The sequence below is a fragment of the Mucilaginibacter sp. OK283 genome (assembly GCF_900110415.1).
Classification (GTDB): Bacteria; Bacteroidota; Bacteroidia; order Sphingobacteriales; family Sphingobacteriaceae; genus Mucilaginibacter.
Genome location: NZ_FODR01000002.1, coordinates 16,565 through 36,571 on the forward strand (window position 1 = coordinate 16,565; position 20,007 = coordinate 36,571).

20 protein-coding genes are annotated in these 20,007 nt (G+C 44.4%); 10 read left to right on the forward strand and 10 right to left on the reverse strand.

Translation table 11 applies throughout. The annotated features are described in order from the left end of the window. The first annotated feature begins 8 nt into the window (after positions 1 to 8). The 6 genes from BMX56_RS04885 (at position 9) to BMX56_RS04910 (ending at position 6,035) form a co-directional block, all read left to right on the forward strand. A complete protein-coding gene (locus BMX56_RS04885; RefSeq protein WP_090641779.1) occupies positions 9 to 1,847 on the forward strand; it encodes a BatD family protein in 1,839 nt (612 codons plus the stop codon). Position 1,848: 1 nt separating this feature from the next. Then, the gene (locus BMX56_RS04890) at positions 1,849 to 2,610 is read left to right on the forward strand and encodes a tetratricopeptide repeat protein (protein WP_255369774.1); all 762 of its coding nucleotides are present in this window, start codon (positions 1,849 to 1,851) and stop codon (positions 2,608 to 2,610) included. Positions 2,611 to 2,963: 353 nt separating this feature from the next. Continuing rightward, positions 2,964 to 3,602: an O-methyltransferase gene (locus tag BMX56_RS04895; protein WP_090641780.1), complete on the forward strand. Its 639-nt coding sequence runs from the start codon at positions 2,964 to 2,966 to the stop codon at positions 3,600 to 3,602. Positions 3,603 to 3,605: 3 nt separating this feature from the next. After that, on the forward strand, positions 3,606 to 4,142 hold the full coding sequence (locus tag BMX56_RS04900; RefSeq protein ID WP_090641783.1) for a glycoside hydrolase family 73 protein: 537 nt from the start codon (positions 3,606 to 3,608) through the stop codon (positions 4,140 to 4,142). Between the two features lie 50 nt (positions 4,143 to 4,192). Beyond that, a complete protein-coding gene (locus tag BMX56_RS04905) occupies positions 4,193 to 5,053 on the forward strand; it encodes a glucosaminidase domain-containing protein (protein ID WP_090641786.1) in 861 nt (286 codons plus the stop codon). A gap of 208 nt (positions 5,054 to 5,261) precedes the next feature. Further along, complete coding sequence (locus BMX56_RS04910) at positions 5,262 to 6,035, forward strand: peptidase associated/transthyretin-like domain-containing protein (protein ID WP_090641789.1); 774 nt, start codon at positions 5,262 to 5,264, stop codon at positions 6,033 to 6,035. 5 nt (positions 6,036 to 6,040) lie between these two features. Here BMX56_RS04910 and BMX56_RS04915 read toward each other — a convergent pair whose 3' ends face one another. Then, positions 6,041 to 7,093 carry a hypothetical protein gene (locus BMX56_RS04915; protein WP_090641793.1) on the reverse strand — a complete coding sequence of 351 codons (1,053 nt, stop codon included), beginning with the start codon at positions 7,091 to 7,093 and terminating at the stop codon, positions 6,041 to 6,043. Positions 7,094 to 7,222: 129 nt separating this feature from the next. Between BMX56_RS04915 and BMX56_RS04920 the strand changes: the two genes are divergently transcribed. The 4 genes from BMX56_RS04920 to BMX56_RS04935 all read left to right on the forward strand — a co-directional run bounded on the left by BMX56_RS04920 (position 7,223) and on the right by BMX56_RS04935 (position 10,241). Continuing rightward, positions 7,223 to 8,743 (forward strand): M20/M25/M40 family metallo-hydrolase, encoded by a 1,521-nt coding sequence (locus BMX56_RS04920; protein WP_090641796.1) that lies wholly within the window; start codon positions 7,223 to 7,225, stop codon positions 8,741 to 8,743. A gap of 140 nt (positions 8,744 to 8,883) precedes the next feature. Beyond that, positions 8,884 to 9,489 (forward strand): hypothetical protein, encoded by a 606-nt coding sequence (locus tag BMX56_RS04925; RefSeq protein WP_090641801.1) that lies wholly within the window; start codon positions 8,884 to 8,886, stop codon positions 9,487 to 9,489. Continuing rightward, positions 9,486 to 9,788, forward strand: a complete 303-nt coding sequence (locus BMX56_RS04930; protein WP_090641804.1) for a winged helix-turn-helix domain-containing protein — start codon at positions 9,486 to 9,488, stop codon at positions 9,786 to 9,788. The genes BMX56_RS04925 and BMX56_RS04930 overlap by 4 nt, the downstream gene beginning before the upstream one ends. A gap of 201 nt (positions 9,789 to 9,989) precedes the next feature. Continuing rightward, a complete protein-coding gene (locus BMX56_RS04935; protein ID WP_090641807.1) occupies positions 9,990 to 10,241 on the forward strand; it encodes a hypothetical protein in 252 nt (83 codons plus the stop codon). Between the two features lie 17 nt (positions 10,242 to 10,258). Here BMX56_RS04935 and BMX56_RS04940 read toward each other — a convergent pair whose 3' ends face one another. From BMX56_RS04940 to BMX56_RS04980, 9 genes are all read right to left on the reverse strand, one after another. After that, positions 10,259 to 11,677, reverse strand: coding sequence for a tetratricopeptide repeat protein (locus BMX56_RS04940; protein WP_090641810.1), 1,419 nt, complete (start codon positions 11,675 to 11,677; stop codon positions 10,259 to 10,261). Positions 11,678 to 11,827: 150 nt separating this feature from the next. Continuing rightward, positions 11,828 to 12,019: a hypothetical protein gene (locus BMX56_RS04945; RefSeq protein ID WP_090641813.1), complete on the reverse strand. Its 192-nt coding sequence runs from the start codon at positions 12,017 to 12,019 to the stop codon at positions 11,828 to 11,830. 334 nt (positions 12,020 to 12,353) lie between these two features. Then, the gene (locus BMX56_RS04950; protein ID WP_090641816.1) at positions 12,354 to 12,581 is read right to left on the reverse strand and encodes a hypothetical protein; all 228 of its coding nucleotides are present in this window, start codon (positions 12,579 to 12,581) and stop codon (positions 12,354 to 12,356) included. Between the two features lie 22 nt (positions 12,582 to 12,603). Continuing rightward, on the reverse strand, positions 12,604 to 16,236 hold the full coding sequence (locus tag BMX56_RS04955) for an ABC transporter permease/M1 family aminopeptidase (RefSeq protein ID WP_090641818.1): 3,633 nt from the start codon (positions 16,234 to 16,236) through the stop codon (positions 12,604 to 12,606). 21 nt (positions 16,237 to 16,257) lie between these two features. Beyond that, the gene (locus tag BMX56_RS04960) at positions 16,258 to 17,145 is read right to left on the reverse strand and encodes an ABC transporter ATP-binding protein (RefSeq protein WP_090641820.1); all 888 of its coding nucleotides are present in this window, start codon (positions 17,143 to 17,145) and stop codon (positions 16,258 to 16,260) included. A 6-nt stretch (positions 17,146 to 17,151) separates the two neighbouring features. Beyond that, on the reverse strand, positions 17,152 to 17,904 hold the full coding sequence (locus BMX56_RS04965; protein ID WP_090641823.1) for a head GIN domain-containing protein: 753 nt from the start codon (positions 17,902 to 17,904) through the stop codon (positions 17,152 to 17,154). Further along, complete coding sequence (locus tag BMX56_RS04970; RefSeq protein ID WP_090641826.1) at positions 17,901 to 18,293, reverse strand: GntR family transcriptional regulator; 393 nt, start codon at positions 18,291 to 18,293, stop codon at positions 17,901 to 17,903. The genes BMX56_RS04965 and BMX56_RS04970 overlap by 4 nt, the downstream gene beginning before the upstream one ends. A 6-nt stretch (positions 18,294 to 18,299) precedes the next feature. Further along, on the reverse strand, positions 18,300 to 19,088 hold the full coding sequence (locus BMX56_RS04975) for a hypothetical protein (protein WP_090641829.1): 789 nt from the start codon (positions 19,086 to 19,088) through the stop codon (positions 18,300 to 18,302). Next, complete coding sequence (locus BMX56_RS04980) at positions 19,072 to 19,926, reverse strand: ABC transporter ATP-binding protein (RefSeq protein WP_090641832.1); 855 nt, start codon at positions 19,924 to 19,926, stop codon at positions 19,072 to 19,074. Before BMX56_RS04980 ends, BMX56_RS04975 begins: the two co-directional genes overlap by 17 nt. Positions 19,927 to 20,007: the final 81 nt, after the last annotated feature.

The following is a 20,007-nucleotide window of genomic DNA, read 5'->3' on the forward strand; positions in this document are numbered from 1 at the left end:
TATAGCACATGAAGTTAAAGTACTACATATTGTTGTTCCTGCTGTTTTGTACCACCGCTATTTTTGCCCAGGGTATAAAGTTTACCTCGTCTGTTAGTAAAACAGAGGTAGGCACTACCGAGCAATTCGAGGTTAGTTTTACCATAAACAGTAATGGCGAAAAATTTGTGCCCCCAAACTTTAACGGTTTTTTGGTGGTTTCGGGGCCAAATGTATCCCAAAGCATGACGGTGATTAACGGTGCTTCATCGTCAAGTATGGCTTACAGTTATGACCTGGTAGCTGTAAAAGAAGGTACTTACACCATAGGCCCGGCAACCATTGTGGTAAACGGCAAGCAGCTGAGCACCAGTCCCATTAAAATTAAAGTGGTAAAGGGCGCGTCGGCGGCGCAGGCTAATGCGGCCAGGCAGCAACAACAGCAGCAGCAACAACAGGTGCAGGGAAAAGGCATTGTGGCCGGCCATTCAAAGGATATCAATAGGGATCTTTTTATAAGGGCCGATGTAAATAAAACCAGTGCCTACATAGGCGAGCAGCTTACCTTAAGCTACCGCCTTTACACACGGGTGGCGCTGGTGGGCAGCGAACTGGAAAAAATGTCGGACCAGAATGGTTTTTACAGCCAGGAAATTAAAAGCCTTAATAGTCCCAATGCTGTTCAATGGCGTATCGAAACCATAAAAGGGATAAAATATAATGTTACCGAAATAAAGCAAAATATCCTTTTCCCCGAACGAGCGGGCAACATTACTATCGACCCGATGATTATGGATTTTATTGTGCGCGAAACCGTACCATCGGCCGATCCTTTTGATAACTTTTTTGGTGGTGGCAGCTATAATGATGTTAAATACAAAATTAAAAGCAGCCCCGTGGTTATCCACGTAAAACCACTGCCCGAAAGCGGCAAGCCTGCAAGCTTTAGCGGCGCGGTTGGCCGCTTTTCAATCTCAGCATCGGTTGATAAAACCAGCCTGAAAGCCAACGAACCCCTCAATTACAAAATTACCCTGAAGGGCAAAGGCAACCTGAAGCTGCTGAAACCAATGGCCCCCGAGTTTCCGCTTGATTTTGACAAGTACGACCCTAAGGTAACTGATACGATAACTGATGATGCAAATGGCGAGTCGGGTACCCGTGTGTATACTTACCTGCTGATACCACGCCATGGCGGCAAATTCAACGTCGACCCTATCAAGTTTTCGTACTATGATTTAGCAGCCGGTAAATATGTAAGCCAGCAAACCAAAGGGTTTACAATTAACGTAGCCAAAGGCGCTACCGAAAATAACGTTACCTCCATTGGCGCCGATAAGCAGGATGTTAAACTGTTGAATAAAGATATCCGCTATATAAAAACCGATGGCAGCGACATTCGCAAAGACGACGAAGGTTTTTACGGATCCGGTCTGTATTATTTCCTGCTGCTGCTGGGGCCGCTGGCATTTGCCGGAGCCTTGGTATTTGGTAAGGTGTACGAGATGAACAACAGCGATGTGGTGAAAGTAAAAAGCCGCAAGGCCGGTAAAATTGCAGCCAAACACCTGGCCAGCGCAAAAGCGCAGCTAACGGCAAATAATAAACCGGTATTTTACGAAAATGTGTTTAAAGGGTTGTATGGCTACTTAAGCGATAAACTGAACATTGCTGCTGCCGACCTTAACCGCGAAAAAATTGCCACTGAACTAAAGGCCCGCCAGCTGGATGAGCCGACTATAAACGAACTGCTGGAAACCTTAGACCTTTGCGACATGGCCCGCTTTGCCCCGGTTTCGGGTATATCGGAGCAGGAGGTGTTTGAGAAGGCAAAAAACATGATCAATAACATTGAAGATAAAATATAACATGCTAAAGCGCCTGATATACCTGTTGCTGTTGATTGTTGCGCCATTGCTGGCCTTTAGCGATGACGCAGGCCCGGCCCTGTTTAAAAAAGGCAATAACCTGTACCAAAAGGCAAATTATAAAGAAGCCGCGGCTGCCTATCAAAAAATGGTGGATGACGGCTACCAATCGGCCAGCCTTTACTTTAACCTGGGCAATGCTTATTACAAAAATGGCGACATAGCCCCGGCCTTGTTATACTATGAAAAAGCGCACAGGCTATCGCCGGGCGATGAAGATATCCGGGTAAACATCCAGTTTGCCAATTCAAAAACTACCGATAAAATTGAGGCCGCCCCCGAATTTTTCATCACCAAATGGTGGACCGGCTTTATTCTCGCTTTTTCGGCCAATGCGCTTGCCGTGGTCAGTGTGCTGCTTTTCCTGGCGGCATCGGGCCTGCTTATCCTTTACAGATTTTCCGGCTCTGTGGGCATAAAAAAGGCGTCGTTTTATTCGGCCTTAATTTTACTGCTGTTAGGTATCGGTACTATATTCATATCCGGCAGGCAGGCGGCCTATTTTGATGCGCATCATGATGGCATTATCTTCAATTCATCGGTAAACGTTAAAAACGCACCCGCCACTACCGCCAAAAACGGCTTTGTGCTGCACGAGGGAACCAAGGTTAATATCCTTGATAAAAAATCCGACTGGGTAAAAATCAAACTGGCCAACGGCAACGAAGGCTGGGTGAGCACTGCGGATGTGCGGGAAATATAGGCATCAACGATATCGGCGATGGACTTTTCCACTGCCCCGAAAAGCAGAATACCCGTTGCCAAAATTATGATGTTTGAAGGGGGTATAACCAGGCTCCAACGGATATTAATGGGTACTTAACCGCGTCTGGCAAGGGCATAACAGGGTACTAATCACCTCTTTTGTTTTATCCCTGCCAAACCCGAAAGTGATGGATTTTACTATTACAGGGTAAAAGAAACTGCAGGTATTTTAATTCTTCCGAACACTTAATTGTCTGTAATTCAATAGTATACATATTCGCCCCCGAACACCCGAACACGTCTGCACAAAACCGAACACCACATAAGTATTAAATTCCGTATCTTTGTGACATGGATATTCTCCCTATTGCCCTCCAGGCGTACTTAGATGACCATTGCGATCCGGAGCCGGAAGCTTTGCAGCAACTGAACCGCGAAACGCATTTAAAGGTGCTGCGCCCGCACATGCTGTCGGGCAATTACCAGGGCCGGTTGCTGAGCTTTCTGAGCAAAATGGTGGCACCCAAATGCATCCTGGAAATTGGTACGTTCACCGGCTACTCGGCCATTTGCCTGGCCGAAGGATTGGCTGAGGGAGGCATTCTCCACACCATCGAAGTGAACCGCGAAATGGAGGATATCATCAATTCACACTTTAAACTAACAAATGTTGAAAATAAAATAAAACTGCATTTTGGGCAGGCAGAGGCCATTATTGCTGATTTACAGGCTGATATTTTCGATTTGGTATTTATTGATGCTGATAAAAAAAATAATTTTACTTACTTTCAATTGGTTTTTGACAAAGTCAGATCCGGAGGATTAATAATAATTGATAACGTTTTGTGGAAAGGAAAGGTGTACGGCACCGAAAAAGATGCCGATACCGAGAATATCCGCAAACTAAATGACCACATAGCTGTTGATAGCAGGATAGAAAAACTGATCCTGCCTGTCCGCGACGGCTTACTGGTTATCAGAAAAAAATAAATTATGAAGAAAACCCTACTGATTACCGCCCTGTTGATTTCAACAATTGCTGCTTCAGCACAAAAAAACACTTCACAATCTTATATCGAGAAGTTCAAAGATGATGCCATTCGTATTATGCACGAAACCGGTATCCCGGCAAGCATCGTTTTAGGTGTAGCCATGCATGAATCCGGTTGCGGCAATAGCACTATAGCACAAAACCTTAATAATCAGTTCGGAGTAAAAGGTGGAGGCAGTGTAGTTTTTATCAAACACAATAAAAAAGTACGTTCATCCTACAAAAAATACGATTCGGTTTTAGATTCGTTCCAGGATTTTGCCCGCATCATGACCGAGCGCAAGCAATTCAGCCACCTGGCCGATGCCCTTACCCATTATGATTATACCGGCTGGGCAAAAGGCATCCAGCGCAGCGGTTACGCCAGCAGCCGCAAATGGGCAGCGCAGGTTTTAGGTATCATTAAAAAATACGACCTGAATGATTTGGACGAAAACCCTGCAACACAGCCTAAAGAATTAGCAGAAGCCAAACAATAAACCTATTTTGGCATTTTAATAAAAATGCCAAATACCACAGGTTTAGCTGTATGAATAAAACGCGTTACTTTTTTTTAATTGGTGTTATTTGTTTTAGCTCATGCTCGGCGCGCAAAACAACATCATCAAGAAACAAATCCAGGAATTCTATCTCCAATCGCGATGTACGTCGCAATAACAGCAGCATCCAAAAGGCCAACGGCGCATCTGCGGCGGGTTATAAATCCCTGTCGAGTTTAGATTATATTGATCGTTTTAAGGCCATTGCCATACAGGAAATGAACCAGTATGGCATCCCCGCCAGTATTACCCTGGCCCAGGGCCTGTTTGAATCGGGCGCCGGCAATAGCGAGCTGGCCCGCTTTGCCAACAACCACTTTGGTATAAAATGCACTGTCGACTGGATGGGCAAAAGCTATTATAAAGATGATGACCAGGTTAACGATTGTTTCAGGGTATATGATAATCCCGAAGACTCGTTTCGCGACCACTCCACATTTTTAAAGCGAAAAAATTACGCCAAACTGTTCGAACTGGATAAAAACGACTATGAAGGATGGGCCAGGGGCCTGAAAGCGGCCGGTTATGCTACCAACCCCAAGTACCCCGAACTGCTTATTAACCTTATTGTAAAATACAACCTTGACCAGTACGACCGCGCTGAAGGCGAGGCAGCCAAAATAAAACGCGAGGACCGTGTATTATCGCAGATTAATGACAGCATTGGCAAACCCAACACCGATACCTTGACCAAAACCAAACCCGACGATAAGATATACACCGTAAAACAGGGCGATACACTATACAACATATCCAAACGTTTTGGTATAACTGTTGATGAACTAAAAGCGTTAAACAGTATACCCGATAATAATATACACATTGGGCAAAAACTGGTAGTTGTTAAGTAGGGGGGAGAGAATCAAGAGTCAAGAATCAAGACAGGAGAAAAATTTTCTAAGTGGCATTATTTTCAACGTACAATGCAATCAGTATAACTCAAGCACACCAAATGAGTAGGCTGCCGGCAAAAGTCTTGACTCTTGATTCTCTCCTCAAAAGTTAATTGTTGTTAAAAACATGGCTAATTAAAGCCTAAGTTTTATTTTTGGCGCCACAATGAAATTATGGTTGTTCCTGTTTTTCTGCACGTTATCTGTACGGCTTTTTGCGCAGCAAAAGCAGGTAGAGGGTATTGTGTTTGATAAAGACAGCAAAGACCGTATTGCCAAGGTAAACATTGTGAACGCCACCACCGGAAAATCTTTTTACAATAACCTTAAAGGCGAGTTTACAATAGATGCACAGCCTGGCGATGTACTGATATTTATGAAGCCCGATCATTACAGCGATACCCTGAAGGTGCAAACTAATAACGCGATGGCCGTTTATATGAAGCGGTCGGCAATTATGCTTAGGGAAGTATATATTCGTGATACCGCGCTTACGCCCGAGAAGCAATTTGCGGCCACTAAGCGCGATTTTACTAAAATTTACGGGTCGGAATATAGTCAAAGCCTTTTGTCGGTTGCGCCCGGCCTGGGGGCAGGCATAGGTATTGATGCTTTGTACAATGCCTTTAGCCGCAGCGGCCGCAACGCCGCCAAGCTGCGGGCAACCATCGAAGAAGATTATCACCAGCGCGAGATTGATTTTCGCTTTAATCGCGCGTTTGTGGCCAGTGTAACCCGCCTTAAAGACCAACAGCTTACCGATTTTATGCAGCGTTACCGCCCCGGCTACTTCCTGGTAAAAACCGCTACCGATTATGAGTTTATAACTACCATAAAGACCAACCTGCGCCGCTTTTTGCGCTCATCGCGCAAATCGTACGGTTTGGCGCCATTGGTTACGCCCGAAGTAACTAATAAAGAAACCGGTAAAGGCGAGTGAAATAGTTAAACTTTTTTAAATTTAATCACATTATCCTGCTCCCATACGCAAAGCATGGTATTGTTATTCAACAGGATAGTTTTCAGAAAGCTGCCTTTTCCTACCATAGTTACTTCTTTACGATTGGGCGATGCAACTTTCAGCGTATCGTTGTTTTGAAATGATATCATGGTTTTAGCCCCGGCCGCGGCAATAGTGCAGTTTCTTCCTTTGCCAATAAGCGTCTCTGAGCCACCTGGTTGGGCGTAAAAAATATCACCCTTGCGTTGCCAGGCAGTTTGGACGTTATTGCTGCTGTTGATAACAATGCCGCCGCCATCCATGGGGCAGCCGTTTAGCGGCCAGGTACCGGTACCCATTTTCTGCGCGGGTTGAAACACGTTGCCACCATCGGCCGACCGGGTAACATAAAGGTCTCTTGATCCGCCGAGCCAGTTTCTGAACATGATGGCTACTTCCCGGCCCTGCACGGCTATGTTGGGTTTACAGCATTCGCACACATGGCCATCAGGCGATTGGTAGGCCAATATATTTTTTGACCATGAGGTGCTTTTAGCCAGCAGCTTTGAAAAATAAACCTGGTTGTGCTGCCCTATACGTATATCCAGCCAAACCGCATAAAAATTGTCGTTCTTATCCGTGGTTAAGCCCATCAGCCCTTCGGGTGCCGATTGGTTAATATCATTTAGTACACCCATCTTTTCCCATTTTGAAGAGGAGTGTTTTAACCGGAACCAATGAATATTACCCGATTTATCCATTGCAGTTATTACCGAGTAATTATCCGAACTGGCCAGCTGCGGGCCTCTCGACATGCCCAAATGCATGTTTGCCACATGGCCTACCAGTACCGGTTTTGAAAACGATACGCCCTGGTTGGCGGATGTTGCACAAAAAATATTATCCTTATCCCCATATACCACCCGGATGGTACCTTTATTGTCGGCGCTAACCTGTGGTTGGCTTCCCGTTGATATAGTTCCTTCTGCCGCAAGGGCTTCAATGGCAGGTACTAATAATATAATCCCGAGGAGGATAGATAGCAATGCTTTTTTCATAGTTAGCGTTTAAATGGGTACGGTTTAACTTGGCGGTTTACAACTGTTTTTGGCAACGTGAAAACATGTCAAATATATCCAAATGATTGGACATATAATTTGCTTATATTGTGGTCATTTACCATCACCATGAAAACAAATACCTGTTTTATCGCCCTGATGTTTTTGGGTGCCCGGCTGCTATCAGCCCAAACAAACCAGCAAAAAATAAATACGGCTATTAAAGGCAATCAGCAGGAAACTTTTGGCGAATACCTGGACTTTGTAGCTATCCCCAACGAAACAGTTGATTCGGCTAATATCCGCCTCAACGCGGCATTTGTTAAAAATATGCTGGAGAAGCGTGGCGTTAAAGCCGAGGTGCTTACCATTGCCAACGGCAATCCAGCCGTTTTTGGCGAGGTAAAAGTGCCGGGTGCAACCAAAACCATTGCTTTTTACGCCCATTACGACGGTCAGCCGGTAAACCCCAAACAGTGGGCGCCTGGCCTAAAACCATTTGACCCCGTTTTTATTACCGCGCCAATTGAGCAGGGCGGCCATATTGTTAACTATAAACGCGGCGATGCCATTGATACCAGCTGGCGGTTGAGCGGCCGTGGCAGTGCCGATGACAAGGCTGGCGTTATGTGCATTATCAACGCGTATGATGCGCTGATAAAAAGCAAAATAAAGCCGGGATGCAATATCAAATTCTTTTTTGAGGGCGAAGAAGAGAAAGGCTCGCCACAACTCGCTGCAATCTTTAGAAAGTATAAATCCAGGCTAACATCCGATCTTTGGATTATTTGCGATGGGGCAAGACACCCATCGGGCAAAAATATAGTGGTGTTTGGTGTAAGGGGCGATGTTAATATGTGGCTTACCATTTATGGCCCCAAACGCCCCTTGCACAGTGGCAACTTTGGTAACTGGGCCCCAAACCCCGGCCTGGCCATGGCCAAATTACTGGCAGGCATGAAAGATGATGACGACCATGTAACCATTAAAGGGTTTTATGACGACGTAACCCCGCTGAGCCAGGACGAAAAAGACGCATTGGCCAAAGTACCGCCGGTTGAGCCGGGTTTAAAAAAAGAGCTTGGTATTGCCCGCCCCGAAGGCGGAACACGCCCGCTGGTGAACGCATTTATGCTGCCCACGCTTAATATCAACGGCATGGCAAGTGGCAATGTTGGCAAACAGGCAGCAAACGTAATCCCCGTGAAAGCCGAAGCCGTGCTCGATCTGCGCCTGGTACCCGGCAATGATATGGACAGGCAAATTCAAAAAGTAACCGACCACATACGCGCCCAGGGCTATTATGTTGTAGACAAAGAACCGACAGACCAGGAAAGGATTACCTACCCTAAGATCATTAAAATAACCCACGATGCCGGTTACAATGCCCAACGTACACCGCTTGATTTGCCCATAGCGCAAGCTGTTGTAAAAGCCGTTCAGGGTACAGTTGATTACCCGGTGGTGCTTTCGCCAAGCTCAGGCGGCAGCCTGCCCCTGTTTGTTTTTGAACAGGAATTAGGCGCGAAGGTTATCACCGTGCCATTAGTTAATTACGATAACAACCAGCACGCCGAAAATGAAAACGTAAGGGTGAGCTACCTTTGGCAAGGCATAGCAACCATGGCCGCGGTAATGCAGATGAAGTAGCAGGTATGACGAAGATAATTCATTGCTGATTGCAACCATGCTCCAATTAAACGACATACCTATTTTTCGTCTCAAAAAATATTTTAATTCCTTGCCAATTTAAATTTTAATACATAGCTTTGAAAAACAAAGTGCTTTTAATGAAAGATCAAGACATTCATGCAGAATTAAGCTCTATCCGGGACCTGATGGAGCGGTCGGCCAAATTTATTTCGCTGAGCGGCCTGTCGGGCGTAATGGCGGGGATTTATGCCCTTATGGGTGCATTTTTAGGCTGGGAAATATTAACACATGAAAGTGCCGGGCTTTTGCGTAACGATACAGAAGTAATCATTCAGTTGATTATGGTGGCTTTCGCAGTATTGGTGCTTTCAATTGGCACCGGCATCTGGCTCTCCATTCGCAAAGCTAAAAAGAACGGACAACCCTTTTGGAATACCGGCAGCAAGCGCTTGCTTATCAATATGGCTATACCGCTGGTTGCAGGTGGTTTATTCACATTTATACTCATATATCGCGGTTATTATGGTGTTGTTGCACCTGCTACGCTTATTTTTTACGGTATGGCGCTGGTTGCGGGTAGTCATTACACGTATTCTGGCGTAAAAAGCTTGGGGATAATCGAGATTTTATTAGGTTTGCTGTGTGCATTAATGCCCGGCTATGGCTTACGATGCTGGGCAATAGGTTTTGGTTTGCTCCACATTATTTACGGCACGGTAATGCATTTTAAATACGATAAGTGAAGATCTCGTTAGAACAATTTGATAAAGCTTTTGAAAACCGGATACGCCTGCAAATTATGAGCGTACTGGTTGCCAATGAAAGTTATGATTTTAATGCGCTTAAGGAGCTGCTTAACCTTACGGATGGCAACCTGGCATCGCACCTGAAGGCGCTGGAAAAGGAAGAGTACATCCAGGTGCAAAAAAGTTTTATTGGCCGCAAGCCCAACACCAAATACCTTGCATCCGAGAAAGGCCGAGCGGCATTCAGGCTGCACCTGCTTGCCCTCGAAAATTTAATAAAGCAGCAAAAGCTGTAATTTTTTTATCTATGTACTTTGTATTTCAAAGTTCTTTTAAATTAACAAAAATGAAAATCCTTAAAGCAATTTTATCCGAAGACAGGGTGATTAAAATTGGGCTGGTGCTGGCTGCCTTGTTTGGAATGTAAGGTAATTATTTATATAAAAACGTGACATTAATTAAAGCATTTGAGGCGCGGGAATTGCGATATTTATTCCATGGAATCAAAAATATTCTCGTATAAGGCCGATGGCATTGTATTGGAGCCTGTAAACGATCAACTGAAGTTGAGCCCAGTGTTTGATCGCAAGGAACTTGTTGAGAAGATAAAAGATATTTTAAAAGCAGATGGTTTTAAGCTTGATGAACGCAGCCTCCAGTTTAAAATTGAAGACGGGCAGCTTTTTATACAGGGCCTTGCCGGCAAGGAGCAGGAAGCCAGGTCTATCGGTTTCTTTGCAGGAAGTTAATGCCAGGGTACATGTTACTAGGAGCGGTGGTTTCTGGATACCGGTCTTTTTGTCGGCTCGTGGGGCTTTCCTTGTGCCAGGTGCGCGTGCGCTTCGGCGTGTACTAATTTTAAACGAAGCCAGTTGGTGAGCCGGTGATGTAAGGGCACCAGCACCGCAGCAAGCGCTACAAGTATCGCTAACTCAAGTACAGGCAAATGGCTACTGATGCGTTGAACAAAGGGATGGATAAAAAGGGTGATAAACTCAAAAACAAGCAGCAGAGATAGTACGCTCATAAATTCAATAACCTTACGGTGGGTGCGGCCCTTACTAAGGAAAAGGAGCACCAAAAAGAAAACCGGGATAAATATGGCAATGCCTATTAATTGAAGATTGATGATCCTTTCTTCGGCTTCATGCCTTTTTTGTTCAGAAATCTCCTGCTGCCGCAATGCTTCGTTAAAGCTTAGTGTTTGTACCTGCTTAATTTTCTCGATGCTAAACATGCTATCCTTCGCGGCCATTGCCGTTTTTAAATAAAGCAATTCCAGGTGCTCGTTTGATGCCTGGTATATTTTTGTGAGTAAACTGCTTGCTGTAAATATTGCGATAGGATAATGGGCTTTTTGCGCTGCTTCTAACCCTTTTTTTGCATAAAACGCGCTTGAATCTGGCTGGTTTATATCATTATATAGGGCCGCCAGGCTGTTGTAAGTATCTGCCAGACTACCCTGATCATTGTTTTTCTCGGCATTATTTAAGCTTAGCCGGTAGTATTCAATTGCAAGCGACCGGTGGTTCATTTTATAGTGAATATCGCCCAATATTGATAAGGTATTTGATAAAGAACCCTGATCGCCCAGGTTTTGCTGCAGGGCATAGGCCTGCATCTCGTACCCCAGGGCAAGGTTCACTTTATTCAATTTGATATAGCTGTTGCCTATATTAGATAATATGGTGCTTAAAAATTTGTTGTTATGTGTTAATTCGGCAATGGCCTTTGCCTTAAAGTGATAGGTAAGGGCTTTCTCATCATCATTTTGATCGGAATAGATAATGCCGATGTTATTGAGGCAGGCCAGCTCGCCCGGCTGATCTTTTTTTTCTTCCCTTATTTTTAAAGCGCCCAATAACAGTTCAAGTGCACGGTCATACCTGCCATTTTTCCATAACACAACGCCCATCCGGTTTAAGCTATTTGCTTCGCCCGTTTTATAATTGATGTTTTTTGCAATAGCAAGGGCCTGGCCGGCATATATTAAAGCACTATCAGCATTAGTTGCCTGCACCAATAAACTTTTTTTAACTAAACGCGCAATTTGACTGGTGTCGTTTTTGCCATTTTCTGCAGACAGCGTAAACGTTTTATTGCTTTTTTGTTGCCCGCAGGAAAATGACATACCGGCTGTCAGTAAGCCTATCAGCGCAATTTTAACAACGGACTGTATTTGCATCACCTGGGGCTAACAAAAGCTCAATATTATTGTCGGTTCCTTGTTGAAACTTTAACCTTTCTGAAAACTTACTAAGCGGGCACAAAAGTACACGGCGCATCATATTATATGACGGGTATTGAATTTGCAGCCCGCAGGGAAAATTTCAACCTAACCTATCGGGGTGTTTTTGCCACCAACCAACGAAGCAAAGCCAAGCTGCTCTCCCTCGCTTTCTTCATCCTTTTTTAGGCCGTCGGGCAAATCGTTATCAAACGAGTTGCCTGTAAATTCGCTTTCAGGCAAGGCGCTGTCAGCATCGTTGTTCAGCTCATCAGGATCATTTTGATTAAATAAATTCATGGCTGTTTTTTTTAATATTTAGACGTTGTCTTATGCTTTTAATGAAGCACATATCCATCATTGCGAGGTACGAAGCAATCCCGAACTATTTGGAACTTAGCATATCGGGGATTGTTTAATACTTCGCAATGGCGGTCTGTTTTTATTTTTTTAGACAACTTTTAAAAATCGGTTAACCTGTTTTTATTTAAAAATACCCCTAAAGTGTCTGATGTGCAAGTTTTTACTGTTTTTGTGCACATAATGTAAAGCACTTTACACTATGTGTGCAATTTGGGTTCTCTGTGTGGAGAATAACGACTGTGGTTCTTTATTTTTTAGTCAGGCATTCATTTTATTTTAACGGTTCATCGGTTATTTTATCCTTGACGCGTTTAAATAACAGCTCACTCTGCCCATCGTCTGTCTCGTTATCAGTGTTGAACCAGTCGGTTATGGTATTTACAAAAAATGCATCGGCTTTGTGGCTTTTTACCCGGCTTTCAAGTGTCAAAAGCTCATCGGCAGTTGCCTCGCCGATGAGCTTTTTGATGGTAAGGTTTAGGAGGTGTTTTTGGTGCACTGGGTAAATAGTTGGCCGGTTATTAAAAATCTTTTGAATTATCGCCCATAAGCCGGTCTATCAGTTTGTTGTATGGGTCGATGCCTGCGTTTACGGGTTTGCCTTTTACAACCATGGTTATGGTGTGCTTGCCGGCGGTAAGCTTGTGCCGTTTTAGGTAGAGCGGGTTCACTATCAACCTGCCTTCTTTGTTGGTAGTATTGGCCCCAAACACGCCGATATCTATATAATCGTTCATGTTTTTGGCCTCGATATCATTGCCTTTGCTATCAATCCAAACTTTACCTGCGTTTACGGTTAGGGTAACCTTATATTCGTTTTTGTTGCCGGTTGGCGCCGATTTTAAATCGATCAGTTTATTATCGTAAAGCGTGATTTTTTGCCAGGTATCGGTTAAGTAATATTGTAACGAATCGGGCACATGCTTTTGCAGGTAGCGGTACAAATCATTACTGCCGGCGTAAGGTGGCTTGCTTTTAAAAGCATAGGCGTTTTTAAATTCGCGCAGGGCGTTGTTCAGGCTGTCTTCGCCCATCAAATCTTTTAGGGTGTATAATACCAGTCCGGCTTTGCCGCCCCATAAAAACCACTTGTCGGCCTTTATCAGGGGATGTTCTTTATCTTCCATCCGGTGCCTGATAAAGGTGTAAAAGTTCACCTGGTCGTACAATATCCATTTCATATTATCTTTGCCATACTTTTGCTCGGCCAAAAGCAGGGCGCTGTAACTGGCAAGGCCTTCGGGTATTACCAATGAGCCTACGGTTGCGTTTGGCGCAACCTTGTAGCGCCACCATTGCTGTGCCAGCTGGCGACTGGTGTTAAAATATACAAAATCAAACTGGTTGGGGTTTTCAAAATTGGCGTTCCAGGCATATCGCTCGGCATAAGTATCAAGCGTACTTAATGAGGCATCATGCGGGCCAAAATCACTTGTTTCGGCCAGGCGGATATCATTGAAGGGGTAGGGGGCAAATGCCTTTGAAAAATAATGCAGCCCATCTTTATAAGCCGCCATTATGCGGTTGATATTGGTATTATGTGCCGGGTGGTAATAAATATCAACATTAACCTTATGGTTAAGCTGTACGCTATCATGCCGGTTTGCATACCTTGCCGATAGGATGGCCAGCGGGGCATAAAAATTATTACCGGTGTAGTGGTAATAGTTGCGGCCATTTTGCTGCCAGTGTTTTTGCAGGTTGCCGGGGGCTATGGCGGTTTGATTGGCCGATGTACTTACCGTAATATCAAGGTTTACCAAGCCGGAAGCTTTGCCCGATTTGAGGGTACTGATGCCCACAGGGTCGTTTTGCGCTATTTCCTCCTCTTGCTTCTCGGGCAGCCCGTTTTTTTTGCGCACGTAATTGCTGTTTAATTCATCATCCTCATCATACCCCATGCCGGGCAGGCCGCCGTTAAAAAATGTACCGTTATGCAGCAGGTTTTTGGCATACAAACCATTTTCGAAGCCTTTATGTGCGATGTATGAATTAACCTCGAACACGGCCGAATCGCCCGGGGCCAAAGGCTTTTCAAACTGGTATAACCTAAAGTCGGCCGTATCCTGTTTTGGCCTGAACCAATTGAACATACCCCGTTTGTACAGCAGCGGATAGGTAAAGGGCACGGGCTTGCCTGCTATTTTTATACTATAACCGGTAACGTCATCGCCATCTAACAATAGCCTTTCAATTGGTTTATCAGTAGGGTTAAAAACAGTTACAAAGGCTTTTACAATTTCCTGCTGCTTATCAGGATAAATATCTGCAAATAGCTTTATCCCGGTAACCTTTGGTAGTGGCAGGTCGGCGTATTTTTTTAAAGATTTTTCGTAAATAATAGCTCTGCCTTCGTTTTCGCCCTGGGTTAAAAAGTTGTTCAGGTAGCTAATGTTGTAGTAATTGTAAGCGCCTACAGCCAAAAAAGCTATGACAACAACCACGGTAAAAAGTTTTGTTTTGGTATCAAACCTTTGGCCCACCAGTTGCAGCCGCTCTTTAAATGAGCTGGTAACGCCACGGTAATAAAACAAAGCGGCTATAATAATAAGCAGCCCGCCACATAACAGCCAGTACAGGTTAAACCAGTAAACAGGCGCCTGCATGTGGCCGATGCCATCCATATCTGATATGCCATACCAAGGGGTATAGGAGTAAATGAGTAGGTTGTAGTTGAATATCCCGGTAGTATTTAAAAAGAAAACCAGAACCCAAATAGCTACCCCAACACCATGCGCCACAAACTTATTATTGATAACAACGTGTACCACATAGGCGAAGATGACCATCTCCAGGAAGCGCGGCATAATTACCGTAAACACATACATTAAAAAGAACGACAGGTTATATTGATGGAAGCCTTTTATGGTTTGTACAACTAAGCCCGTTACCAGCGGTACCAACGATAAGCCGAAACCAAGTACCAGCAAAGCGAGGAGCTTTGACCCATTAAGCACCCAGTTTGGCGGCGGTAAGGAATCGTTAATGAATGCATAACGCGTAATTTTGTCGCGGTGCAGGGTTTCGCCGGTGTAAAATATGATGATGAAGAAGATGAAAAAGGGGAAGACGTCGTTAAATATGGCCATTAAAATTACGGTGCGCGGGAAATAGGCAACCCCATAATCATTCATGCCCAGCCAGAATACAAAACCCAGGAAGCCCATTCCGGCCAGTAAAATTATCCAGAAATAATTATCGCGGATGATGTTGGTGAGTTCTACCCGAGCAAGATTAAATAAGGTTTTGCGGTTGTAGGAGCCGGTAAAACTTATATTGGCCTTTAATACCAATGCCCGTTTTGTCTTTGAAACCACATCATCAATTGCCGCCTTATCGCGCTTGCCGCTAAAAAACCTTTCGAAGCTGAACCGTACATAGGTAAATATCAAAATAGCAAGGCCAACGCCTGTCCATATCAACCTGTTGGCCAAAAAAGCGCCGGTAACCGGGAACAGCATTGTGTTTTTATCAGCCGATGTGGTAATGGCCGACATAAAGCGCACGGCGCTGATACCAAAGGGATCGGCATTGATAATTACTGTGGCATTACTGGTATTTTGCAGAAAGAAAACAGAAATAAAATAACCCAGAAACAGCAGGATGCCACCGGTATAAATCACCTTGACATTCCGGGTAAGCGCTACCAAACCAAAAAATAACGACGAGGTGAAAAACAGGTTGGGCAGAGCCATCACCAAAAATGGGTGCAGGTAATAAATGAGTTTATTAGGGCCGTATTCTTTAGGGTCTTTCCAGCCCATGGCCGGGCCAAGCTTTGTACCAATGTAAGCCCCGATAATTATGGCGCTGGCTATAAAAAGCATAAACACAAAGCTGCCCAGGTATCTGCCCCAAAAATAGCCTGCCTTGGTAATGGGGTAGGTGAGGTAATAATCTTTGGTGTTGTTTTCAATATCCCGGTAAAGCGGCTCGCCCATGATTGATGAGCTTACCAGCATCATAAACATGGTAATACCCGCGCACCATAATGCCAAAACAAAAGGCGCGTTGATGTGCTCCTTATCGCCCATGGGCAACCATCCGTGGGCAAATGTAGTGATGGTAAATACAAGAATGGCGGCAAAATAAAGATAAACCGCGGGCCTTCTGAGGCGGTTTTGCACCTCGAAAATGAATATTTTCCGAAACATAATATTTTGTTTTTAAGCGGGTTAAATAGTATTTACATCTACTCGGGTGGCAATATTGCTAAAGTACACATCCTCCAGGTTGGGGGTTGCAGGGATAAAGCCATTCCCCGGTTCGGTATCCTGTATAATGCGGATGTGCAGCTGCCCCGTTTTTAACTGGGTAGAGATAACCGAAAAATCATCTTTGTAAAAATCAAGATCGGCCTTGTCGATCGCTTTGCTGTAAATTTTGCCTTCCAGTTCGGTTACGGCCGCATCGGGTTGGCCGGCGTATAATACTTCGCCCTGGCAAATAATAGCAAAGTTGGCGCAAAGGGTACTCACGTCCTCTACAATATGGGTGCTTAAAATTACAATAGTATTCTCGCCCAGCTGGCTCAGCAGGTTGTAAAAGCGGTTGCGCTCGGCAGGGTCAAGGCCGGCGGTAGGTTCATCAACAATGATGAGTTTGGGGTTGCCTATCAGTGCCTGCGCAATGCCAAAGCGCTGTTTCATCCCGCCCGAGAAGGTGCCCAGGTGTTTTTTGCGGTCTTTAGATAGGTTCACATTTTCGAGCAGGCTGCCCACCAGTTCTTTGCGCTCGGCGGCATTACCTATGCCTTTAAGCTGGGCAATGTGGTCAAGCATGCGCTCGGCAGATATTTTAGGGTATACGCCAAACTCCTGTGGCAGGTAACCAAGCAGCTGCCTTACCTGGGTTTTGTTTTTAAGTACATCCAGGTCATCTAAAAAAACGCTGCCTTTATCGGCTTCCTGCAAGGTTGCAATGGTGCGCATCAGCGATGATTTACCGGCCCCGTTTGGGCCCAATAAACCAAACATACCATTATTCAAAGTGAGGGATACATCCTTTAATGCATGTACCCCGTTGGCGTAAGTTTTTGAAAGGGAATTGATTTGTAATTTCATAAGTTACTATTGTTTAAGGTGGATATAGGGTAGCAGGCTGTTTTTGGCAGCCCCGTTTATAATGAGGCGGGTACTATCGCCGGGGCGATAATCCAACTGGTTTATTTTAGCTTCGTTAAGGTTTAGGGTGCTTTTGTTGAGTAGCTGTAGTTTGGCTACATTAAAGCGGTTGTTTTTTAAAATAGTAATGTGCGAACCGCTGAAAGGGCTTAGCCCAACGGTAGCGTTTAACAAGCCGATGTTATTATTGGCCAATACAACCTGGCTGCCATAGTCCTGGCTTATGATTAAGCTATCCTGTTTAAAGCCATCAATCATTATTTTACCATAATTCCAGTTGTCGTTTGTAGTAGTATCAATAACGCGCTGTTTATTGATAACAATGAAGGCATTTGCGGTTACACTTGTAAGTCTGGGACAAGATATGATGATGCGGTAATTTTCGTCATTATAAAACCGGTTGGTGTTGTATTTGATGTTCATTTGCAACAGCCTGCCCTTTTGGGTAAATTGTACGTAATCAAGTATGTTGGGATCGGCTTTTACACCAAAGGAACCTTGTACTACCTCGACACTGGCTTTATGCGCGGCATTTATTTCCAGGGCATCAAAATCCTTGTATGGCAGCGGGGTAAAGTGCGAATAATAGTTTTTGTACCGGCCGGTTAAAAATTCTTTTTTCAGCAACAGGTCGTATCCCCCGATGCATAGCACCAGGAATACTAAAGCGGCTATAAATATTTTTGTACTCGTTTTCATTTGTTTTCGTCTGCTTTAGGCTGGGTTAAACCGGCCGTGTATTCCTTGTACATGTTCTCCAGTTCTTTGATATCGATATCCAGCAGGTATATATTCCTGAAAAAATCTGGCAGTTGCTGCTGAATAAAACGCTGCTTGCGATAGGCCTTCACTTTTTGCGGCCCGTCGGGCGCCACAAACAAGCCCAGCCCGCGTTTATTGATCACCACCTCCTGCGATTGCAAAAACTCGTACGCCCGGATAACTGTGTTTGGGTTTACTTCGAGCTCAACTGCCATATCGCGCGTGGAAGGGATCTTTTCTTCAGGCAACCATTTGCCTAATAATATATTTTCGCTCACATAAGCTGCTATCTGCAGGTATATGGCATCCTTATCTTTAAATTCCATAATGCATTACGCCTGTTTTTCCTTAAGACGAAAGTAGGCAGCCGTCCATAAAATAAATGCCACAATGATATATACCAATTGGCCCGTCCAAACAAAATCTTCGGGGTTTACGGCAAAGTACTTCCCTTTTTCCATAAAACCTACCGATGTAAATGGCACTACCTGGATAATATCGCGATGTATCATATAATGCATAGCTACGTTGTTAAGGGTGATGAGTATGGCTATCACGATAAAAAAAATCAGCGCGGTTTTAACAAAATGAAGTTTTTTGAAGCAGATAGCCCCCAAAAAGGCGATAGAATGAAACAGCGAATACAAAATAAGGATGATGAACAACACGTTACCACCAAAACCAAGTATGCGGTAAAAAAGGCTGAATATTTCAAGCGGCGGCCCGGGAAAATGTTTAGCATGTAATAAAAATAGCATTACCAGGTAAAAACAGCCTATTGATACCACCAAAAATACTACGAACGAGTATAGCCAGGCCACCAGGTATTTTTCAAAATGGGTACTTGGCAGGGTTAATGCGCCCAGCGCTTTTTTATCGTCGCCCAGGTCGGTAAATATGGTGCTGGTAAATATGGTGCCGGTGAACAGTATAACCCAGCCCAATAGCAAAAGCTGCAGCGGTAGCTCCATGCGCACATCCATCAAAAATACCAGGAAGCTGCCACCCAGCAACAGCACGCAGGTAAGCACCGTTATTGACATCAGGTAGCTTTTATAATGCTCGGTTGTATGTTTGTAAAACAGCCGGCCAAAGCGTTTCAGGTTAAATATCTCGTTCATCTGCTGTAGCTTTTAGTGTTTGTAAAACAAGATGGTTGCCGGTTGTAATGGCGTTAAACAGCAGTTCAAGATCAACTTTACTATACTCGCCGGTGCTGTTTAGAATAATAACGTTTTTGCCGCGCTGGCCTTTTTCTTCATACAGCACCGGCAAGCCTTCGGTATCGGCATAGCTGCCAAAGGTTATTTTTTCGGCTACTTCATCCATTGATTGATTAACCACTATTTCGCCTTTATGTAAAATGAGCAGGGTATCAATCAGGCTGTCAAGGTCGCGTACCTGGTGGGTAGATATTACAATGCACCTGTCTTCGGTTAATACCGACGCTATCAGCTTGCGGAACTGCACTTTGGACGGAATATCTAATCCGTTGGTAGGCTCATCCATGATCATCAAACCTGTATTGGTGGCAAGCCCGAAAGCGATCATGGCCTTTTTTTGCTGGCCGTAGCTTTGCTTATCCATTACGGTATCCATATCAACATCCAAAGCGGCCAGGTACCGGTAAAAATCGGCTTTGCTGAATTTGGGATAAAACACGGCGGTGCTTTTAACATACTGTGCGGGTGTAATATCGGGCACAAAAAGTTCTTCGGCCAAAAAGTAAACATCTTCCAAAACAGAAACCGGCCTGCCGAAAACATTTTTGTTGTTATAGTAACAGGCGCCCTTTGCCGGGTAGGTAAGGCCTACCATGTTTTTGAGCAGGGTTGATTTGCCTGCCCCGTTTTTGCCAAGCAGGCCGTAAATATGGCCTTTGCTCAAGGAAAGGTTTAGTCCGCTAAAAAGCGGCTTGTTTTTTTGGTACCCGAAATGCAGTTCTTTAATCTCTATCATAATAGGTGCTATAGTTAGATAGTGCACTACAAATGTACACAACTAAATTTGAGATATACAAGCCCTTAAAACAATTTTCGA